Source organism: Microbacterium capsulatum (assembly GCF_030865425.1).
GTDB classification, from domain to species: Bacteria; Actinomycetota; Actinomycetes; order Actinomycetales; family Microbacteriaceae; genus Microbacterium; species Microbacterium capsulatum.
This window is the reverse complement of the sequence record NZ_JAVFCB010000012.1, coordinates 17,478-31,279: the sequence shown is the minus strand read 5'-3', so window position 1 is coordinate 31,279 and position 13,802 is coordinate 17,478. Positions and strand designations below refer to the sequence as shown.

Annotated in this window: 12 protein-coding genes; 6 read left to right on the top strand and 6 right to left on the bottom strand. The window is 72.9% G+C overall.

Features of this window, described 5'->3' with window-relative positions; all coding sequences use genetic code 11:
* Positions 1 to 83 precede the first annotated feature (83 nt).
* The 3 genes from RBR11_RS16735 (at position 84) to RBR11_RS16725 (ending at position 4,444) form a co-directional block, all read left to right on the top strand.
* The gene (locus RBR11_RS16735; RefSeq protein WP_308490516.1) at positions 84 to 1,538 is read left to right on the top strand and encodes a cation:dicarboxylate symporter family transporter; all 1,455 of its coding nucleotides are present in this window, start codon (positions 84 to 86) and stop codon (positions 1,536 to 1,538) included.
* A gap of 70 nt (positions 1,539 to 1,608) precedes the next feature.
* On the top strand, positions 1,609 to 2,943 hold the full coding sequence (locus tag RBR11_RS16730) for a M20/M25/M40 family metallo-hydrolase (RefSeq protein WP_308490515.1): 1,335 nt from the start codon (positions 1,609 to 1,611) through the stop codon (positions 2,941 to 2,943).
* Positions 2,944 to 2,977: 34 nt separating this feature from the next.
* Positions 2,978 to 4,444 carry an MFS transporter gene (locus tag RBR11_RS16725; protein ID WP_308490514.1) on the top strand — a complete coding sequence of 489 codons (1,467 nt, stop codon included), beginning with the start codon at positions 2,978 to 2,980 and terminating at the stop codon, positions 4,442 to 4,444.
* A 33-nt stretch (positions 4,445 to 4,477) separates the two neighbouring features.
* Here the strand turns inward: RBR11_RS16725 and RBR11_RS16720 are convergent, their stop codons facing one another.
* The 5 genes from RBR11_RS16720 to RBR11_RS16700 all read right to left on the bottom strand — a co-directional run bounded on the left by RBR11_RS16720 (position 4,478) and on the right by RBR11_RS16700 (position 7,667).
* On the bottom strand, positions 4,478 to 4,900 hold the full coding sequence (locus tag RBR11_RS16720) for a VOC family protein (RefSeq protein WP_308490513.1): 423 nt from the start codon (positions 4,898 to 4,900) through the stop codon (positions 4,478 to 4,480).
* Positions 4,901 to 4,994: 94 nt separating this feature from the next.
* The gene (locus tag RBR11_RS16715; protein WP_308490512.1) at positions 4,995 to 5,411 is read right to left on the bottom strand and encodes a VOC family protein; all 417 of its coding nucleotides are present in this window, start codon (positions 5,409 to 5,411) and stop codon (positions 4,995 to 4,997) included.
* Positions 5,412 to 5,423: 12 nt separating this feature from the next.
* The gene (locus tag RBR11_RS16710; RefSeq protein WP_308490511.1) at positions 5,424 to 5,831 is read right to left on the bottom strand and encodes a VOC family protein; all 408 of its coding nucleotides are present in this window, start codon (positions 5,829 to 5,831) and stop codon (positions 5,424 to 5,426) included.
* Positions 5,832 to 5,925: 94 nt separating this feature from the next.
* On the bottom strand, positions 5,926 to 6,870 hold the full coding sequence (locus tag RBR11_RS16705) for a DNA-3-methyladenine glycosylase family protein (RefSeq protein ID WP_308490510.1): 945 nt from the start codon (positions 6,868 to 6,870) through the stop codon (positions 5,926 to 5,928).
* Between the two features lie 83 nt (positions 6,871 to 6,953).
* On the bottom strand, positions 6,954 to 7,667 hold the full coding sequence (locus RBR11_RS16700) for a winged helix-turn-helix domain-containing protein (protein WP_308490509.1): 714 nt from the start codon (positions 7,665 to 7,667) through the stop codon (positions 6,954 to 6,956).
* A gap of 364 nt (positions 7,668 to 8,031) precedes the next feature.
* On the opposite strand from RBR11_RS16700, the gene RBR11_RS16695 reads away from it, so the two are divergent.
* The 3 genes from RBR11_RS16695 to RBR11_RS16685 all read left to right on the top strand — a co-directional run bounded on the left by RBR11_RS16695 (position 8,032) and on the right by RBR11_RS16685 (position 12,580).
* Complete coding sequence (locus RBR11_RS16695) at positions 8,032 to 8,307, top strand: GNAT family N-acetyltransferase (protein ID WP_308490508.1); 276 nt, start codon at positions 8,032 to 8,034, stop codon at positions 8,305 to 8,307.
* A 137-nt stretch (positions 8,308 to 8,444) separates the two neighbouring features.
* Positions 8,445 to 9,611, top strand: a complete 1,167-nt coding sequence (locus RBR11_RS16690; RefSeq protein ID WP_308490507.1) for an exonuclease SbcCD subunit D — start codon at positions 8,445 to 8,447, stop codon at positions 9,609 to 9,611.
* Complete coding sequence (locus RBR11_RS16685) at positions 9,611 to 12,580, top strand: AAA family ATPase (RefSeq protein ID WP_308490506.1); 2,970 nt, start codon at positions 9,611 to 9,613, stop codon at positions 12,578 to 12,580. Before RBR11_RS16690 ends, RBR11_RS16685 begins: the two co-directional genes overlap by 1 nt.
* Here the strand turns inward: RBR11_RS16685 and RBR11_RS16680 are convergent, their stop codons facing one another.
* Complete coding sequence (locus RBR11_RS16680; protein WP_308490505.1) at positions 12,581 to 13,732, bottom strand: thiolase family protein; 1,152 nt, start codon at positions 13,730 to 13,732, stop codon at positions 12,581 to 12,583. It abuts the gene before it with no gap.
* Positions 13,733 to 13,802: the final 70 nt, after the last annotated feature.

Genomic DNA, 13,802 nt, shown 5'->3' with positions numbered 1-13,802 from the left:
CGCATCGCCCGTTCCCGACCATGGATCCGCGGCCGGCTCACCGACGAGCCGCCGGAACGACGATCTGCTCAGCGGAGGCGAAGATGGCTCTCACCGAAGGTTTCACACTCCCGCGCCACGACTGGCGCCGGGGGAAGCGGTCCTGGGACCGGCACACCTGGCTCTACCTGTCGGTGCTCGTCGCCGTCGTCCTGGGAGCCCTGGTCGGCCTCGTCTGGCCGGAGGTCGGGCAGGCGCTCGAGCCTCTCGGCAAGGCGTTCGTCGCGCTGATCAAGATGATGATCGCCCCGATCATCTTCTGCACGATCGTGATCGGGGTCGGATCCATCGCGAAGGCGGCGACGGTCGGCAGGATCGGCGGTCTCGCGCTCGTCTACTTCATGGCGATGTCCACGGTCGCGCTCGCGATCGGCCTGGTCGTCGGGAACCTGATCCACCCCGGCGAGGGCCTGCACCTGAACGGGGTGACCTACAGCGCCTCCGGCACCGAGGCGAAGAGCACGACAGACTTCATCCTGGGCATCATCCCCACCACGTTCTTCGGGGCGTTCACCGGCGAGAGCGTTCTGCAGGTGCTCTTCATCGCCCTGCTCGTCGGCTTCGCGCTGCAGGGTCTCGGCGAGAAGGGCGCGCCGATCATGGGCTTCGTCCGGCATCTGCAGGCGCTCGTGTTCCGGATCCTCGGGATGATCCTCTGGCTCGCACCGGTTGGCGCGTTCGGCGCGATCGCCGCGGTGGTCGGCAAGACGGGGATCTCGGCGATCTGGGGGCTCGGCCTGCTGATGGTGGCCTTCTACATCACCTGCATCCTGTTCATCGCCGTCGTCCTCGGCACGGTGCTCCTCCTCGTCGCCCGAGTGAACATCTTCCGGCTGATGGCCTACCTCGGTCGCGAGTACCTGCTCATCCTGGGCACCTCGTCCTCGGAGTCGGCGCTGCCGCGCCTCATCGCGAAGATGGAGCACCTCGGCGTCTCCAAGCCCGTCGTCGGCATCACCGTCCCGACCGGCTACTCCTTCAATCTCGACGGCACCGCGATCTACCTGACCATGGCGTCGCTGTTCATCGCGACGAGCATGGGGCAGCCGATGTCGATCGGCGAGCAGATCGGTCTGCTCGTTTTCATGATCATCGCCAGCAAGGGAGCGGCTGGGGTGACCGGCGCCGGGCTGGCGACCCTCGCCGGAGGGCTGCAGGCCTACCGTCCGGACCTCGTGCACGGGGTCGGCGTCATCGTCGGCATCGACCGCTTCATGTCGGAGGGCCGCGCCCTCACCAACTTCACCGGCAACGCGGTCGCCACGCTGCTCATCGGAACCTGGACGAAGCAGGTCGACCATCAGCGGGTGCGGGCGGTGCTCGCGGGCGAGCTCCCGTTCGACGAGGCCATGCTGGACGGCGTGGGGCACGGCGGCGCCGGTCAGGCGACGACGGGCGGCGAGAAGGCCGCGGTAGGCACCGCCGAGCTCGGGGACGCCGCGGTGTCCGAGATGGGCGCGAAGGTGCAGCGGGCGCAGGAGCGCGCCGACCGGCCCTGAGCGCGGATCGGCCCCTCCCTCTGCCTGACGCGCCGGAGGAGGGGCCGTGATCGTGGCTAGCATGGCCACGATGAACGCCGATGTGCCGGGGATCGCCGAGCGGCTGTCCCGGATGATCCAGCTCCCCACCGTGTCCGCCGAGCTCGATGCGCGCGGATCCGCGCCGTTCGAGGACTTCGTCGCCCTCATCGCCGAGCTCTATCCGCGCGTGCACGCGGCGCTCACCCTCGAGCGGCACACGGACTTCGGGCTGCTGTTCCACTGGGTCGGCCGTCGCGCTGCGCCCGAAGGACCGCTCGTGCTGATGGCGCACTACGACGTCGTCCCGGTGGACGAGAGCGATGCCTGGCCCCACCCGCCGTTCGCGGGCGCGATCGCGGACGGATCCGTGCACGGGCGCGGCGCCCTCGACGACAAGGGCCCGCTCATCGTGATCCTCGAGGCGGTGGAGAACCTGCTCGCCGAGGGCTTCACGCCCGCGCGTGACGTGTACCTGTCGTTCGGCGGCGACGAGGAGACCTCCGGCGGCGGGGCCGCGGCGATCGCGACCGTGCTGCGCGAGCGCGGGATCGTGCCGTGGCTCGTCCTGGACGAGGGCGGCGCCGTCACCGACGAGCCGCTGCCGCTCGCACCGCACCCCGCCGCGATGATCGGCGTCGGCGAGAAGGGCACGCTGACGATCCGCCTCTCCGCGCAGGGGGAGGGCGGGCACGCCTCCGCCCCGCCGTCGATGACGGCCGTGCGCCGGATCGCCCGCGCCGTGCACCGGCTCGGCCCCGGCACGTTCCGGCCGCGCACGCCGAAGGCGATCGCCCGGATGCTCACGCTGCTCGCCGACGGCGCGCCCCGGCCGACCCGGATCCTGCTGCGCACCCTGGGCGCCCTGCCCCCGGTCACCGCGCGTGTGCTGGCCGCGCTCGGCGGCGACTCCGCCGCGGTCGTGCGGACGACCGTCGCGCCGACCATGCAGTCCGGCGGGACCGCCGCGAACGTGCTGCCGTCTCAGGCGACCGCGACGATCAATCTGCGCATCGCCCTCGGCGAGAGCGTCGCGACCACCGTTGCGCGCGTGCGCCGGCGCATCGCGGATCCGAAGGTCGACATCGAAGTCCTCGGCGGCGACGACCCGTCGCCCGAGTCGCCCACCGACAACGCCCAGTTCGCGCTCCTCGCCGACGCGCTCGCCGTCTCGCATCCCGGGATCCCCGCGATCCCGTACGTGATGCTCGCGGCCACCGACTCGCGGCACTTCCACCGCTTCTCACCCGCGGTGTACCGCTTCGCCCCGCTGGAGATGTCGGTCGCGCAGCGGGCCGCCATCCACGGGGTCGGCGAGAGCGTCGAGATCGCCTCGCTCGAGCGCGGGGAGCGCTTCCACCGCACGCTCCTCGAGCGGCTACAGTGAGCTGACCCGACCGCGAGACACTCGAGGAGGCGCGATGACGCGCACCGCCACGACCCGCACCGCCACGCTCGGTGCCCTGGTCGCCGTCGTCGGGCTCCTCGCCTTCGTGGAGTTCACGAGCGGTGTGCTGCAGGGCTACTACACCCCCATGCTCACCGACATCGCGCGGCACCTGCACATCCATGACGCCGACGTGAACTGGTTCGAGGGCGCCCAGCTGATGCTGTCGGCGCTCGTCGTGCCGGCGTTCGCGAAGCTCGGCGACATGGTCGGGCGCAAGCGCATGCTGCTCATCTCGACGGCGATCACCGCGGCGGCCGCCTTCGTGCTGCCGTTCACGACGACGTTCGGGGTGTACCTCGTCGCGTGGGCGATGATGGGCTTCTACGTCGTGTGGCTGCCGCTGGAGATCGCGCTGATCTGGTCTCGCGCCCGGCGGATGGAGGGCAGCTCCGTGATCACCGCGCGGGCCGCGGGGATCCTCGTCGCCGCGCTCGAGGGTGGCGCGATCATCGGCGCCCTCGCCGGCGGAGCGCTCATCGACGCGCTGCCGCTGCCCGTGGTGCTGAGCGTGCCCGCGTTCCTGGTGGCGACGTGCTTCTTCGTGATCCTGTTCGGGGTGAAGGAGTCGCCCGAGAAGACCGGCGGCGCGTTCGACACGGTCGGGCTCGTGCTCGTCTCGCTGTCCCTGATCGGGCTCACCGGCGGTCTGAGCCTGCTGCGGCTGCCGGGCGGCGTCGTGAACCCGCTGTCGTGGATCGTGATCGCGATCGGCGTCGCCCTCATCGTGCCGTTCTCGCTGTGGGAGCTGCGGCAGCAGGATCCGCTCATCGATGTGCGGATGTTCCGCAGCCCCGCGCTCGGCCCGGTGTTCCTCACGGCGGGCCTGTTCGGGGTGAGCGTGCTCGGCGCGCAGGCGCCGCTGTCGACGTTCGCGCGCACCGATCCGCACGTCTACGGCTACGGCCTCGGCACCACCGGCTTCCAGACGTCGCTCATCATCGGGATCTACCTCATCGCGATGATCGCGGGCGCGCTCGTCTTCCCTGTCGTCGCGCGGCTCGCGACCCCGCGGATCACGCTCATCGGGGCCTCGCTGCTCGTCGCGCTCGGGTTCCTGCTGTTCCTGCCGCTGCACGGCGCCTACGGGCAGGTCATCGCGAACATGGTCATCGTCGGGATCGGATCCGGCGCGCTCGTCGCCGCCCTTCCGGCGGCCGCCGCCTCGGCCGCGCCGTCGACGCAGACGGGAGTCGCCACCGGCCTGACCAACTCGGTGAAGACCGTCGGCGGGGCGATCGCCTCCTGCGTGTTCGGGGTCGCGCTCATGCACTCCGTCGCGGCCGGCGCCGACGCGGCCGGCACCGGCACCGCCGGATCCTTCCCCGGCTACGTGACCGTGTGGGTCGTCTGCGGCGTGACCGCGCTCGCGGCCGCCGTCCTGCTGCTGTTCGTGCCGAAGCAGGCGTTCACCGACCGACAGGGCCCCCGCGAGCCGTAGCCGCGCGAGGGCCCCGACGGTCGACGCCGGTGCTCAGGCCTGGCTGTCGCCGGCCGAGAACATCCAGGAGACGCCGAAGCGGTCCACGAGCATGCCGAACTGGTCGCCCCACGGGGCCGGGCCGAACGGCATCGTGATCGTCGCGCCGTCGGCGAGCTTGTCCCAGACGCCGCGCAGGGAGGACTCGTCGGATCCGGAGCCGCTCAGCGAGACGGAGACGCCCTGCGGCGCCTGATACTCCATGTGCGCCGGAGTGTCCGAGCCCATGAGCACGAGGCCGTCGGGGGTGGTCAGCATCGAGTGCATGACGAGGGCGTTCTCGGCCTCGTCCTCGACCATGCCCGGCATGTCGCCGAACGTCATCACCTGCAGGTCGCCGCCGAGCGCCTGCTGGTAGAATTCCATCGCCTCGCGGGCGTTGTCGCGGAACGAGAGATACGGGTTGAGGATGGTCATGGATGTCCTCCGTCGGAACTCGGATGAGGTGCGCGGGATGTGCGCAGGATCAGTCTGAGCCCGGCCTCCGACATCGGCAACGGTGTGTCGTGGATCAGCCCGCGGCGCCCTCCCGCGGCGGATTGTGCAGGACCTCGAGCCGGATGCCGTTGTCGTCCTCGACGAACGAGGCGTAGTAGCGAGCCGTGAACCGCGGGTACTCCTTCGGCTCGCGCACGGCGGACCAGCCGGCGTCGAGCGCGATCCGGTGCAGACGGTCGACCTCCTCCCGGGAGTCCACGGCGAACGCGAGATGCTGCCAGCCGACGCGACCGTGCCGGTGCGGCGCGTCGCCCTCGTCCTCGCGCGCCGGGTAGAGCAGGATCTCGGCCTGCCCGTCCTGGCGCCAGTAGGCGTGATCGGGCGCGTCGTAGGCGCGGGTGTAGCCCAGCGCTGTGAGCACCGGGTGGAACTGCGCGGAGGCGGAGGGGACGTCGGCGACGGTGATGCCGAGGTGATCGAGGGCGGCCATGATGCGAGCCTGTCAGCTTTCGCGCGGCGGGTTGTGCATGAACTCGATCCGGATGCCGTCGTCGTCCTCGACGAACGACGCGTAGTAGCGCTCGTTGAAGCGCGGGAAGGGCTTCGGATCCCGCACGGTCGTCCACCCCGCGTCGAGCGCGATGGCGTGCAGCCGCTCGACCTCGGCGCGCGAGTCCACCGCGAACGCGAGATGCTGCCAGCCGATGCGTCCGTACCGGTGCGGTGCGCCGCCGGGCTCGGGGGCGCGGTACAGGATCAGCTCCGGCTCGCCCTCGCGCCACCAGGCGATCCCGCCCTCCATCTCGCCGTCCTCGAGGGTGCAGCCGAGAGCCGTGAGGACGGGGTTCCACTGGGCGAGAGCGCGATCGAGATCGCCGACGGTCAGGCCGAGATGATCGAACAGGGGCATGGGGCCAGTCTGCCCGACGGCGGGCCGGCTCAGAGTCCGATGCCGTCGTACCGGGCGGCGGAGCATGGCGCCGGACCACGGGCCACGATGCGGGTCAGCGGTCGCGGTGGTCCTCCGGCGCGAGCCGGGGCCCGCGCCGCGGCTCGACGGCGCCGCTGGCGCGGATGAGCCGGACGACGCGCTGGCGGTGCCCCGCCCACGGTGCGAGCAGCTCGAGCATGCCGGCGTCGTCGGTGCGCGATCCGGTCAGCGCGTAGCCGACCTCGTGCGCGAGGTGGTAGTCGCCGGCGCTCACCGCATCGGGGTCGCCGAGGGCGCGGATCCTCGTCTCCGCGGACGTCCACGGTCCGATTCCGGGCAGGCTGGTGAGCGCCGCCTCGCGGGAAGCGCCGTCTCCGGCGGCGAGCACGGCGCGTACGATGCTCGGCGCGCGCTCCGCCACGCGGACGACGGTGCGCGACTGCGGCGGCTGCACGCCGGCGCGCTGCCAGGCCCAGGACGGGATGCGCCGCCATTCCTCGGCGGCGGGGGCGGCGAAAAGCGGTCGCGGAACAGGCCCGGGAGCGGGTGCGCCGTACCGGGCGACGAGCAGGCGCCAGGCGCCGTACGCCTGCATGCCGGTGACCTTCTGCTCGATGATCGCGCCTGCCAGGGCCTCGAACACGGCATCGGTGCGGGTGAGACGCAGGCCGGGGCATCGGCGCGCCGTGGCGGCGAGGAGAGGGTGGGAGGACGGGTCGAAGCCGGTGGGGTCGTCGTCGGCGCCGCAGATCCGTGGCACGCGCGCCAGGGCCTCCGCGGCCCCGGGGCCCCAGGCAGTGGCCCTGACCTCTCCCGGGGCGGTGCGCAACGCCAGCGTCGCGACGCCCGCCTCGGTGCGCAGGGCCATCCAGATCACTGATCCGTCGACCGCCATGGTCGGGTCGCGGCGACCGCGCTGCAGCACGCCGACCGTGGCCATCAGATCCAGCGGCCGTCGCGGTCGGTAGACGCTCTCGCGCGGCGACGTGCGAGGCGCCGGGTCCGCGGTGAGGGTCATGGGAACACCCTAGATCGGGTCGCCGACAACGGCCTGAGGGTGCGTGCTCTCTCCGATCCGCCCGTGCGGACCGGACGCAGGGCTCAGAGGCGGTCGGGGGAGGGGGTGCCCACGCCGTAGCGGATCACGACGTCGGCGTGGCGGTCGAAGCGGTAGCCGACGCCGCGGACGGTGCGGACGATGTCCTCGTAGCGGCCGAGCTTGGCGCGCAGACGGCGCACGTGCACGTCGATCGTGCGCTCACCGGGCGCCTCCTCGTCGGAGGTCTGCCACAGCGCCGACACGAGCTCGCTGCGCTCGATCGTCGAGCCCTCGCGCAGCACGAGGTACTGCAGCAGCTCGAACTCCTTGTAGGTGAACGCCGCCGACTCGCCGTCGATGAGCACGCGCTTGCGGGAGATGTCGACGACGACGCCGCCGCCGTCCTCGGGCTCGCGCTCCTCGGCCTCGGCCTTGGAGCGGGCGATCGCACCGGGCTCGTGCAGGGCGAGGCGGACGACGTCGAGGTCGCGGCCGCCGGCGTTCAGCGGCGCGAGGGCGACGGTGGCGTGTGTCTCGGCGTCGGGGGCCAGCTCGGCGAGCGTGCGGCGCAGGGCGTCGACGAGGAGCGGCAGGCTCACGCCGTTGGTCGCGGCCTTCAGCTCGTCGAGACCGACGTAGAGGGCGAAGCCGCGGGGCGAGCGGGCCGGCGGGGCGTCCGTGGTCGCAGGAGCGGGGGCGTCGATCTGAGTGCGGGGCACCGCGTGCAGTCGGGGGGCGACGGTGGCGGGACGCTCGAGGAGAAGGGTGTTCGACATGATGATGGGGTCCTTGGAAGGAGGGAGTCGGTCGACGACTCGAGGTGTGTTGCGAAGTGACCGGCGAGCCGGAGAGACGAGCACAGGGTGGGTACTCGGAGACTCAGCCCGTGAAGATCACGACGAGCTGGTCAGGCGGAGCAGCTGTTCGTTCAGCGACACATTCGGCAACACATGCCAACGCGACCGGGCATCATCATCCCGGTAGTCCCGTTCGCCTCCTGGGCGGACATGGGGCGTGCGTTGGTGGTCATGGGGCCGATTATGTCGGACCGTGACCAGAAATGTCAAAAGGAGTCCCCGTACTCCCAGCCGGGCGTAACGTGACGGCGTGGCGAATACGACCCCTTCCGACCGTTTCCGGATGACCCGCGAGGACGACGCCTCGCGGTACACGCTGACCCATGACGGCGTGCTCGTGAGCGTGCTCGACTACCGCGACGACGGGCGCACGATGGCGCTCACCCGGGCCTTCACGATCCCGACTTTCCGCGGATCCGGGTACGCCGGGGTGCTCGTGGAGCGCGCCGTCGACGACATCGCGGAGCGCGGCGGGCGGGTCATCGACCCCGTCTGCTGGTACGTCTCGGACTGGTTCGAGCTGCACCCGGAGCGGGCGGATCTGCTGCGCGCACGATAGCGCTTTCCCGTGTGACGGAGTGTTACGTTACGACTCCGTGATTCCTGGACCGGGTGCAGATGCTGCGTCGGCCCACTCCTGACGGCTCCCGGCACGCCTCGGCGGCAATGTCGGAGCCCCTCCGTAGCGTGGTGGGCATGAGGATCCTGCACACCTCCGACTGGCACATCGGCCGCGCGTTCCACGGGCACTCGACGCTCGACGCGCTCGCCGAGGTGCTCGACGCGCTCGTCGCGCAGGTGCGGGACAACGCCGTCGACGTGGTGATCGTCGCGGGAGACGTGTTCGACTCGGCCACGCCGGCCGCCTCTTGCTATGTGCTGCTGGACGATGCGCTCGCGGCTCTGCACGAGACCGGTGCGCAGGTCGTGATGACCAGCGGCAACCACGACTCGGCGGCCCGTCTCGGGTTCCATTCGCGTCTGCTGCGCGACGGGATCCACGTTGTGACGGATCCGCGCACGGTCGGCGAGCCGATCACCATCGAGGATGCCGACGGCCCGGTCCGCTTCTTCGGGGTCCCCTATCTCGAGCCCGCGATCGTGCGGCAGTACTGGCCCGCCGACGCGAGCGGGCAGCCGCTGCGCACCCAGGCGCAGACCCTCGCGCACGCCATGGGCCTGGTCCGCGCCGGGATGACGGAGAACCCGGGGCGGTCCGTCGTGATCGCGCACTGCTTCGCCGCGGGCGTCGACGCGACCGCCGGGCTCGAGCGCGAGATCCGTCAGGGCGGGATCGACGTGGTCCCGGTCGGCGTCTTCGACGGCGCCGACTACGTCGCGCTCGGGCACATCCACGGCCGGCAGCAGCTCACCGAGCGGGTGCGCTACGCCGGCGCTCCCCTGCACTACAGCTTCGGCGAGCAGCACAAGGAGCGCGGATCCTGGCTGGTCGACCTCGGCGCGGACGGATCCGTCGACGCCCGGTGGCTCGCCCTGCCGGTGCCGCGCCGCCTCGTGACGCTGACCGGATCCTTCGACGAGATCCTGTCGCCCGAGAACGTCGCCGCGCACGCCGACGACTGGGTGTGTGCGATCTACACCGACGACCTGCCGCAGACCGAGCCGATGCGCCGGCTGCGCGAGAGGTACCCGTTCTGCGCCCTCGTGCAGCACGAGCCGGCCGTGACCGTCGCGGCGACCGAGCGCTCTTACGCCGCGCGCCTGCGCACCGCCGTCACCGACACCGACCGGATCGACGCCTTCCTCGCCCACGTGCGCGCAGGGCAGGGGCCCACCTCGCGGGAGCAGGAGCTGATCCGCGAGGTGCTCGACGACCGCGCCCTGGCCGAGGTGCTCGTCTAGTGCGGCTGCACCGCCTCGAGATCGAGGGCTTCGGACCGTTCCGGGCGCGCCAGGTCGTCGACTTCGACGCCTTCGCGGACGACGGCATCTTCCTCATCGGCGGGCGCACCGGCGCGGGCAAGTCCAGCATCCTCGACGCGGTGTGCTTCGGCCTCTACGGCGGCGTACCCCGGTACGACGGCGGCGAGAAGCGCCTGCGCAGCGACCACAGCGACCCCGAGGACCGCACCGAGGTCGTCGTCGAGTTCAGCACCGTCGCCGGGCGGTTCCGGGTCACCCGGTCGCCGGAGTATCTGCGCCCGGCGAAGCGCGGGGGCGGACTCACCAAGCAGGCCCCGGCGGTGGCGCTCGAGGAGTGGACGGACGCCGGCTGGATCGGGCGGGCGGCGCGCGCCGTCGACGTCGCGAACGAGCTGGCCGAGATCCTGCAGCTGACCCAGGAGCAGTTCCTGCAGGTGATCCTGCTCGCGCAGAACCGGTTCTCCGAGTTCCTGCTCGCCGACAGCCGCGACCGGCAGAAGCTGCTCCGCCGCCTGTTCGGCACGGAGCGCTTCGAGGACTACCAGTCCCGGTTCGACGAGCGCCGCCGCGCCGCCGAGCAGACGCTGGGCGGGCGCCGAGCCACGGTCGAGGCCACGCTGGCGGAGGCCGATCGGCTCGTCGCCGACGCGGAGCTGGGCGGGGACGGGGCCGTTGCCGAGGCCGAGGCGCCGGGAGGGGCGGACGAGCGGATCGAGGCCCTGCGCCGGGCGTTGGCCCGTGGCGAGTACCGGGCGGAGCGGCTCGGCGCCGAACGGGACGCCGCGGAGAGGACGCTGTCCGAGGCCGACGTGAGGCTCGGGGAGCTGCGGGAGCAGCGCCAGGCGCAGGCCGACCGGGACCGGGCGCGGGCGGCGCTGGCCGCGCTGGATGCCGAGGCGGAGGAGATCGCGGCGTCGCGGGTCCGGCTCGACCGGGGTCGTGCCGCGGAGGCGCTGCGCGCGGTCATCGCCGCCGCGGCCCGGGCCGAGACCGCCCGGGACGCGGCGGCGGCCGCCCAGGCCACCGCGCGCGCCGCCTGGGCCGGGCACGGGATCGACGCCGGTCCGCTCCGGGAGTGGGTCACGGCGCGGACCCGGGAGAGCGGTGCCTGGCAGCGCGCGGCCGAGCTCGAGCGCACCGCGCCGGAGCGGGCGCAGGAGCTGGCGACGAGCCAGGACGCCGTCGATCGGGCCGTCGCCGCCCTCGCCGAGGTCGACCGCGAGCGCGCGGAGCTGCCGGCCCTCGTGGCCGAGCTGACCGGGCTCCGCGATGCCGCCCGCCGCGAAGGCGACCGCGTCGAGGACCTCGCCCGCGCCGAGGCGGACGCCGATGCGCGCCGTGCGGCGGCCGCCGACGGGGAGCGGCTCGCCGTCTCCCGCGCCGAGGCCGAGCGTCGCACCGCCGAGGCCGCCGTGGCCCATGCACAGGCGCAGGCCGCGGTGGCGACCCTGCGGCAGCGCCGCCTGGACGGCTACGCGGGCGAACTCGCCGCCGCGCTCGTCGCGGGCGAGCCCTGCGCGGTCTGCGGCGCGATCGAGCACCCGCACCCTGCCGCGCGCGCGGATCCCGTCTCCGCCGACGATGTGGCCGACGCCGAACGGATCCGCGATGAGGCTGCGGCCCGCGAGCGCGCCGCCGCCTCGGCGGAGGCGGCCGTGGGCGCCGAACTCGCGGCCGCGACCGCCCGCGCCGACGGGCGTACGGCGGAGCAGGCCGATGCCGAACTCGCCGCCGCCCGGGACGCGCACACCGCCGCCCGTGACGCGGCCGCCCGCGCCCAGGAGCACGACGCCCTGCTCGCCCAGGCGGTGCAGCGCTCCGCCGACAGCGACGCCCAGCGGGCCGCTGCCGCCGATCACGTCGCCGCCGTGCGTGAGGAGCTCGTCCGCTGCGAGCAGCGCACCAGCGAAGCGGACCGGGTCATCGCGGAAGCCCGCGGCGAGGACGCCCGCGTCGCCGACCGACTCGCCCGCGTCGCCGCGCAGATCGCCGCCGCGACCGCGGCCGCCGACGCCGCGGACGAGCTGTCCGCCCGCACCACGGCGGCCGCCGAGGCCGTCGCCGAGCGCGACGAGGCGCTGCGCGGATCCGCGTTCGACGACACCGCGGACGCCGAGTCCGCTCTGGTCCCGCCGGCCGCCCTCGCCGCGCTGGAGGACCGGCTGACCGCCCATGCCGTGCAGCGCGAGAAGGAGCGGGCGATCCTCCTCGAGCTCGAGCTGCGCACGCTCCCGGAGGAGCCGATCGATCTCGCGCCGCACGAGCAGGCGTCGGTCGAGGCGCGCGCCGGCTGGATGCGCGCGGTCGACGGCGCGAACCGCGCCGCCCAGACCGCGCAGGCCCTCGGCGGGCTGATCGCCGCGGCCGAGACCGAGCACGCCGCCTCCGCCGAGGACCAGGCCGAGTTCGAGGTGCTGCGCGGCCTCGCGGACACCCTCGCCGGGCGCGGCGCGAACACGCACAAGATGAACCTGGAGACCTTCGTTCTCGCCGCCGAGCTCGAGGAGATCGTGACCGCGGCCAACGTGCGCCTGGGCGACATGTCCGCCGGCCGCTACCAGCTCCGCCACTCCGACGCGCTCGCCGCGCGCGGCGCCGCTTCCGGGCTCGGCATCGTCGTGTTCGACGCCTTCACCGGCCAGACCAGACCCGCGCAGTCCCTCTCCGGCGGGGAGACCTTCCTCGGATCCCTCGCCCTCGCGCTGGGGCTCGCCGAGGTCGTCACCGCCCGAGCCGGCGGGATCCGCCTCGACACCCTGTTCATCGACGAGGGGTTCGGATCCCTCGACGCCGAGACGCTCGAGGTCGCGATGCGCACCCTCGACGAGCTGCGCTCGGGCGGCCGCACGGTCGGCGTGATCAGTCACGTCGAGGCCATGCAGGAGCAGATCCCCGCACAGATCACGGTCCGGACGACGCCCGACGGGCCGAGCGTCATCGAGGCGTGATCAGAGCAGCTCGTACACCGTGGCGTTGGCCATGCCGCCGCCCTCGCACATCGTCTGCAGCCCGTACCGGATGCCGTTCTGCCGCATGTGATGCAGCAGCGTCGCGGTCAGGCGCGCGCCGGATCCGCCCAGCGGGTGCCCCAGCGCGATCGCCCCGCCGCGCGGGTTGACGAGGGCCGGATCCGCCCCGGTCTCGCGCAGCCAGGCGACGACGACCGACGCGAACGCCTCGTTCACCTCGAATGCGCCGATGTCGCCGATGCCGAGGCCGGCCCGCGCGAGCACCTTCGCGGTCGCGGGGATCGGGCCGATGAGCATGAGGATCGGATCCGAGCCGACGACGGCCACGCTGTGCACGCGCGCGATCGGCGCGAGCCCGAGTTCCGCGGCCTTCTCGCTCGTCATCAAGAGCGTCGCGGCGGCGCCGTCCGAGATCTGCGAGGCGTTGCCCGCCGTCACCACGCCGCCCTCGAGGAACGGGGTCGGCAGAGTCGCGAGCTTCTCGACCGTGCCGCCCGGGCGGATCCCCTGATCCGCCCGGACCGGGCCGGCGTCCGTCTCGACCGTCACGATCTCGTCCTCGAAGAGCCCGCCGGCGGTGGCCGCGGCGGCCCGCTCGTGGGAGCGCACGGAGAACTCGTCGAGCTCCGTGCGGCTGAGCCCCCACTTCCGCGCGATCAGCTCGGCGCCCACGCCCTGATCGCCGAGGTCGGGGAAGCGCTCGTGCATGCGGGATCCGTACGGATCCTTCCCGATGACGTTGGAGAACATCGGAACGCGCGACATGACCTCGACGCCGCCCGCGACGACGATGTCGGCCTGGCCCGCGATGATCGCGGCGGCCGCGCTCTGGATCGCCTGCTGAGACGACCCGCACTGCCGGTCGATCGTCATGCCGGGGACCGATTCGGGCAGACCCGCGGCGAGAGCCGCATTGCGCGCGATGTTGAACGACTGCTCGCCGACCTGCGACACGCAGCCCCACAGCACGTCGTCCACGAGCGCCGGATCCACGCCGGTGTCGGCGAGCACAGCGCGGATCGGATGCGCGGAGAAGTCGACCGGATGGATCCCGGCGAAGACCCCCCGGTCCGGCTTGCCGATCCCGACCGCGGTGCGGCGTGCGGCGACGATGACCGCGTCTCTGCTCATGGGGCTATTGTCCCTCTCGTCCGGGGTCGTTGAGCGAGCGCCGGCGAAGCCGGAGCGAGTCGAAACGCGG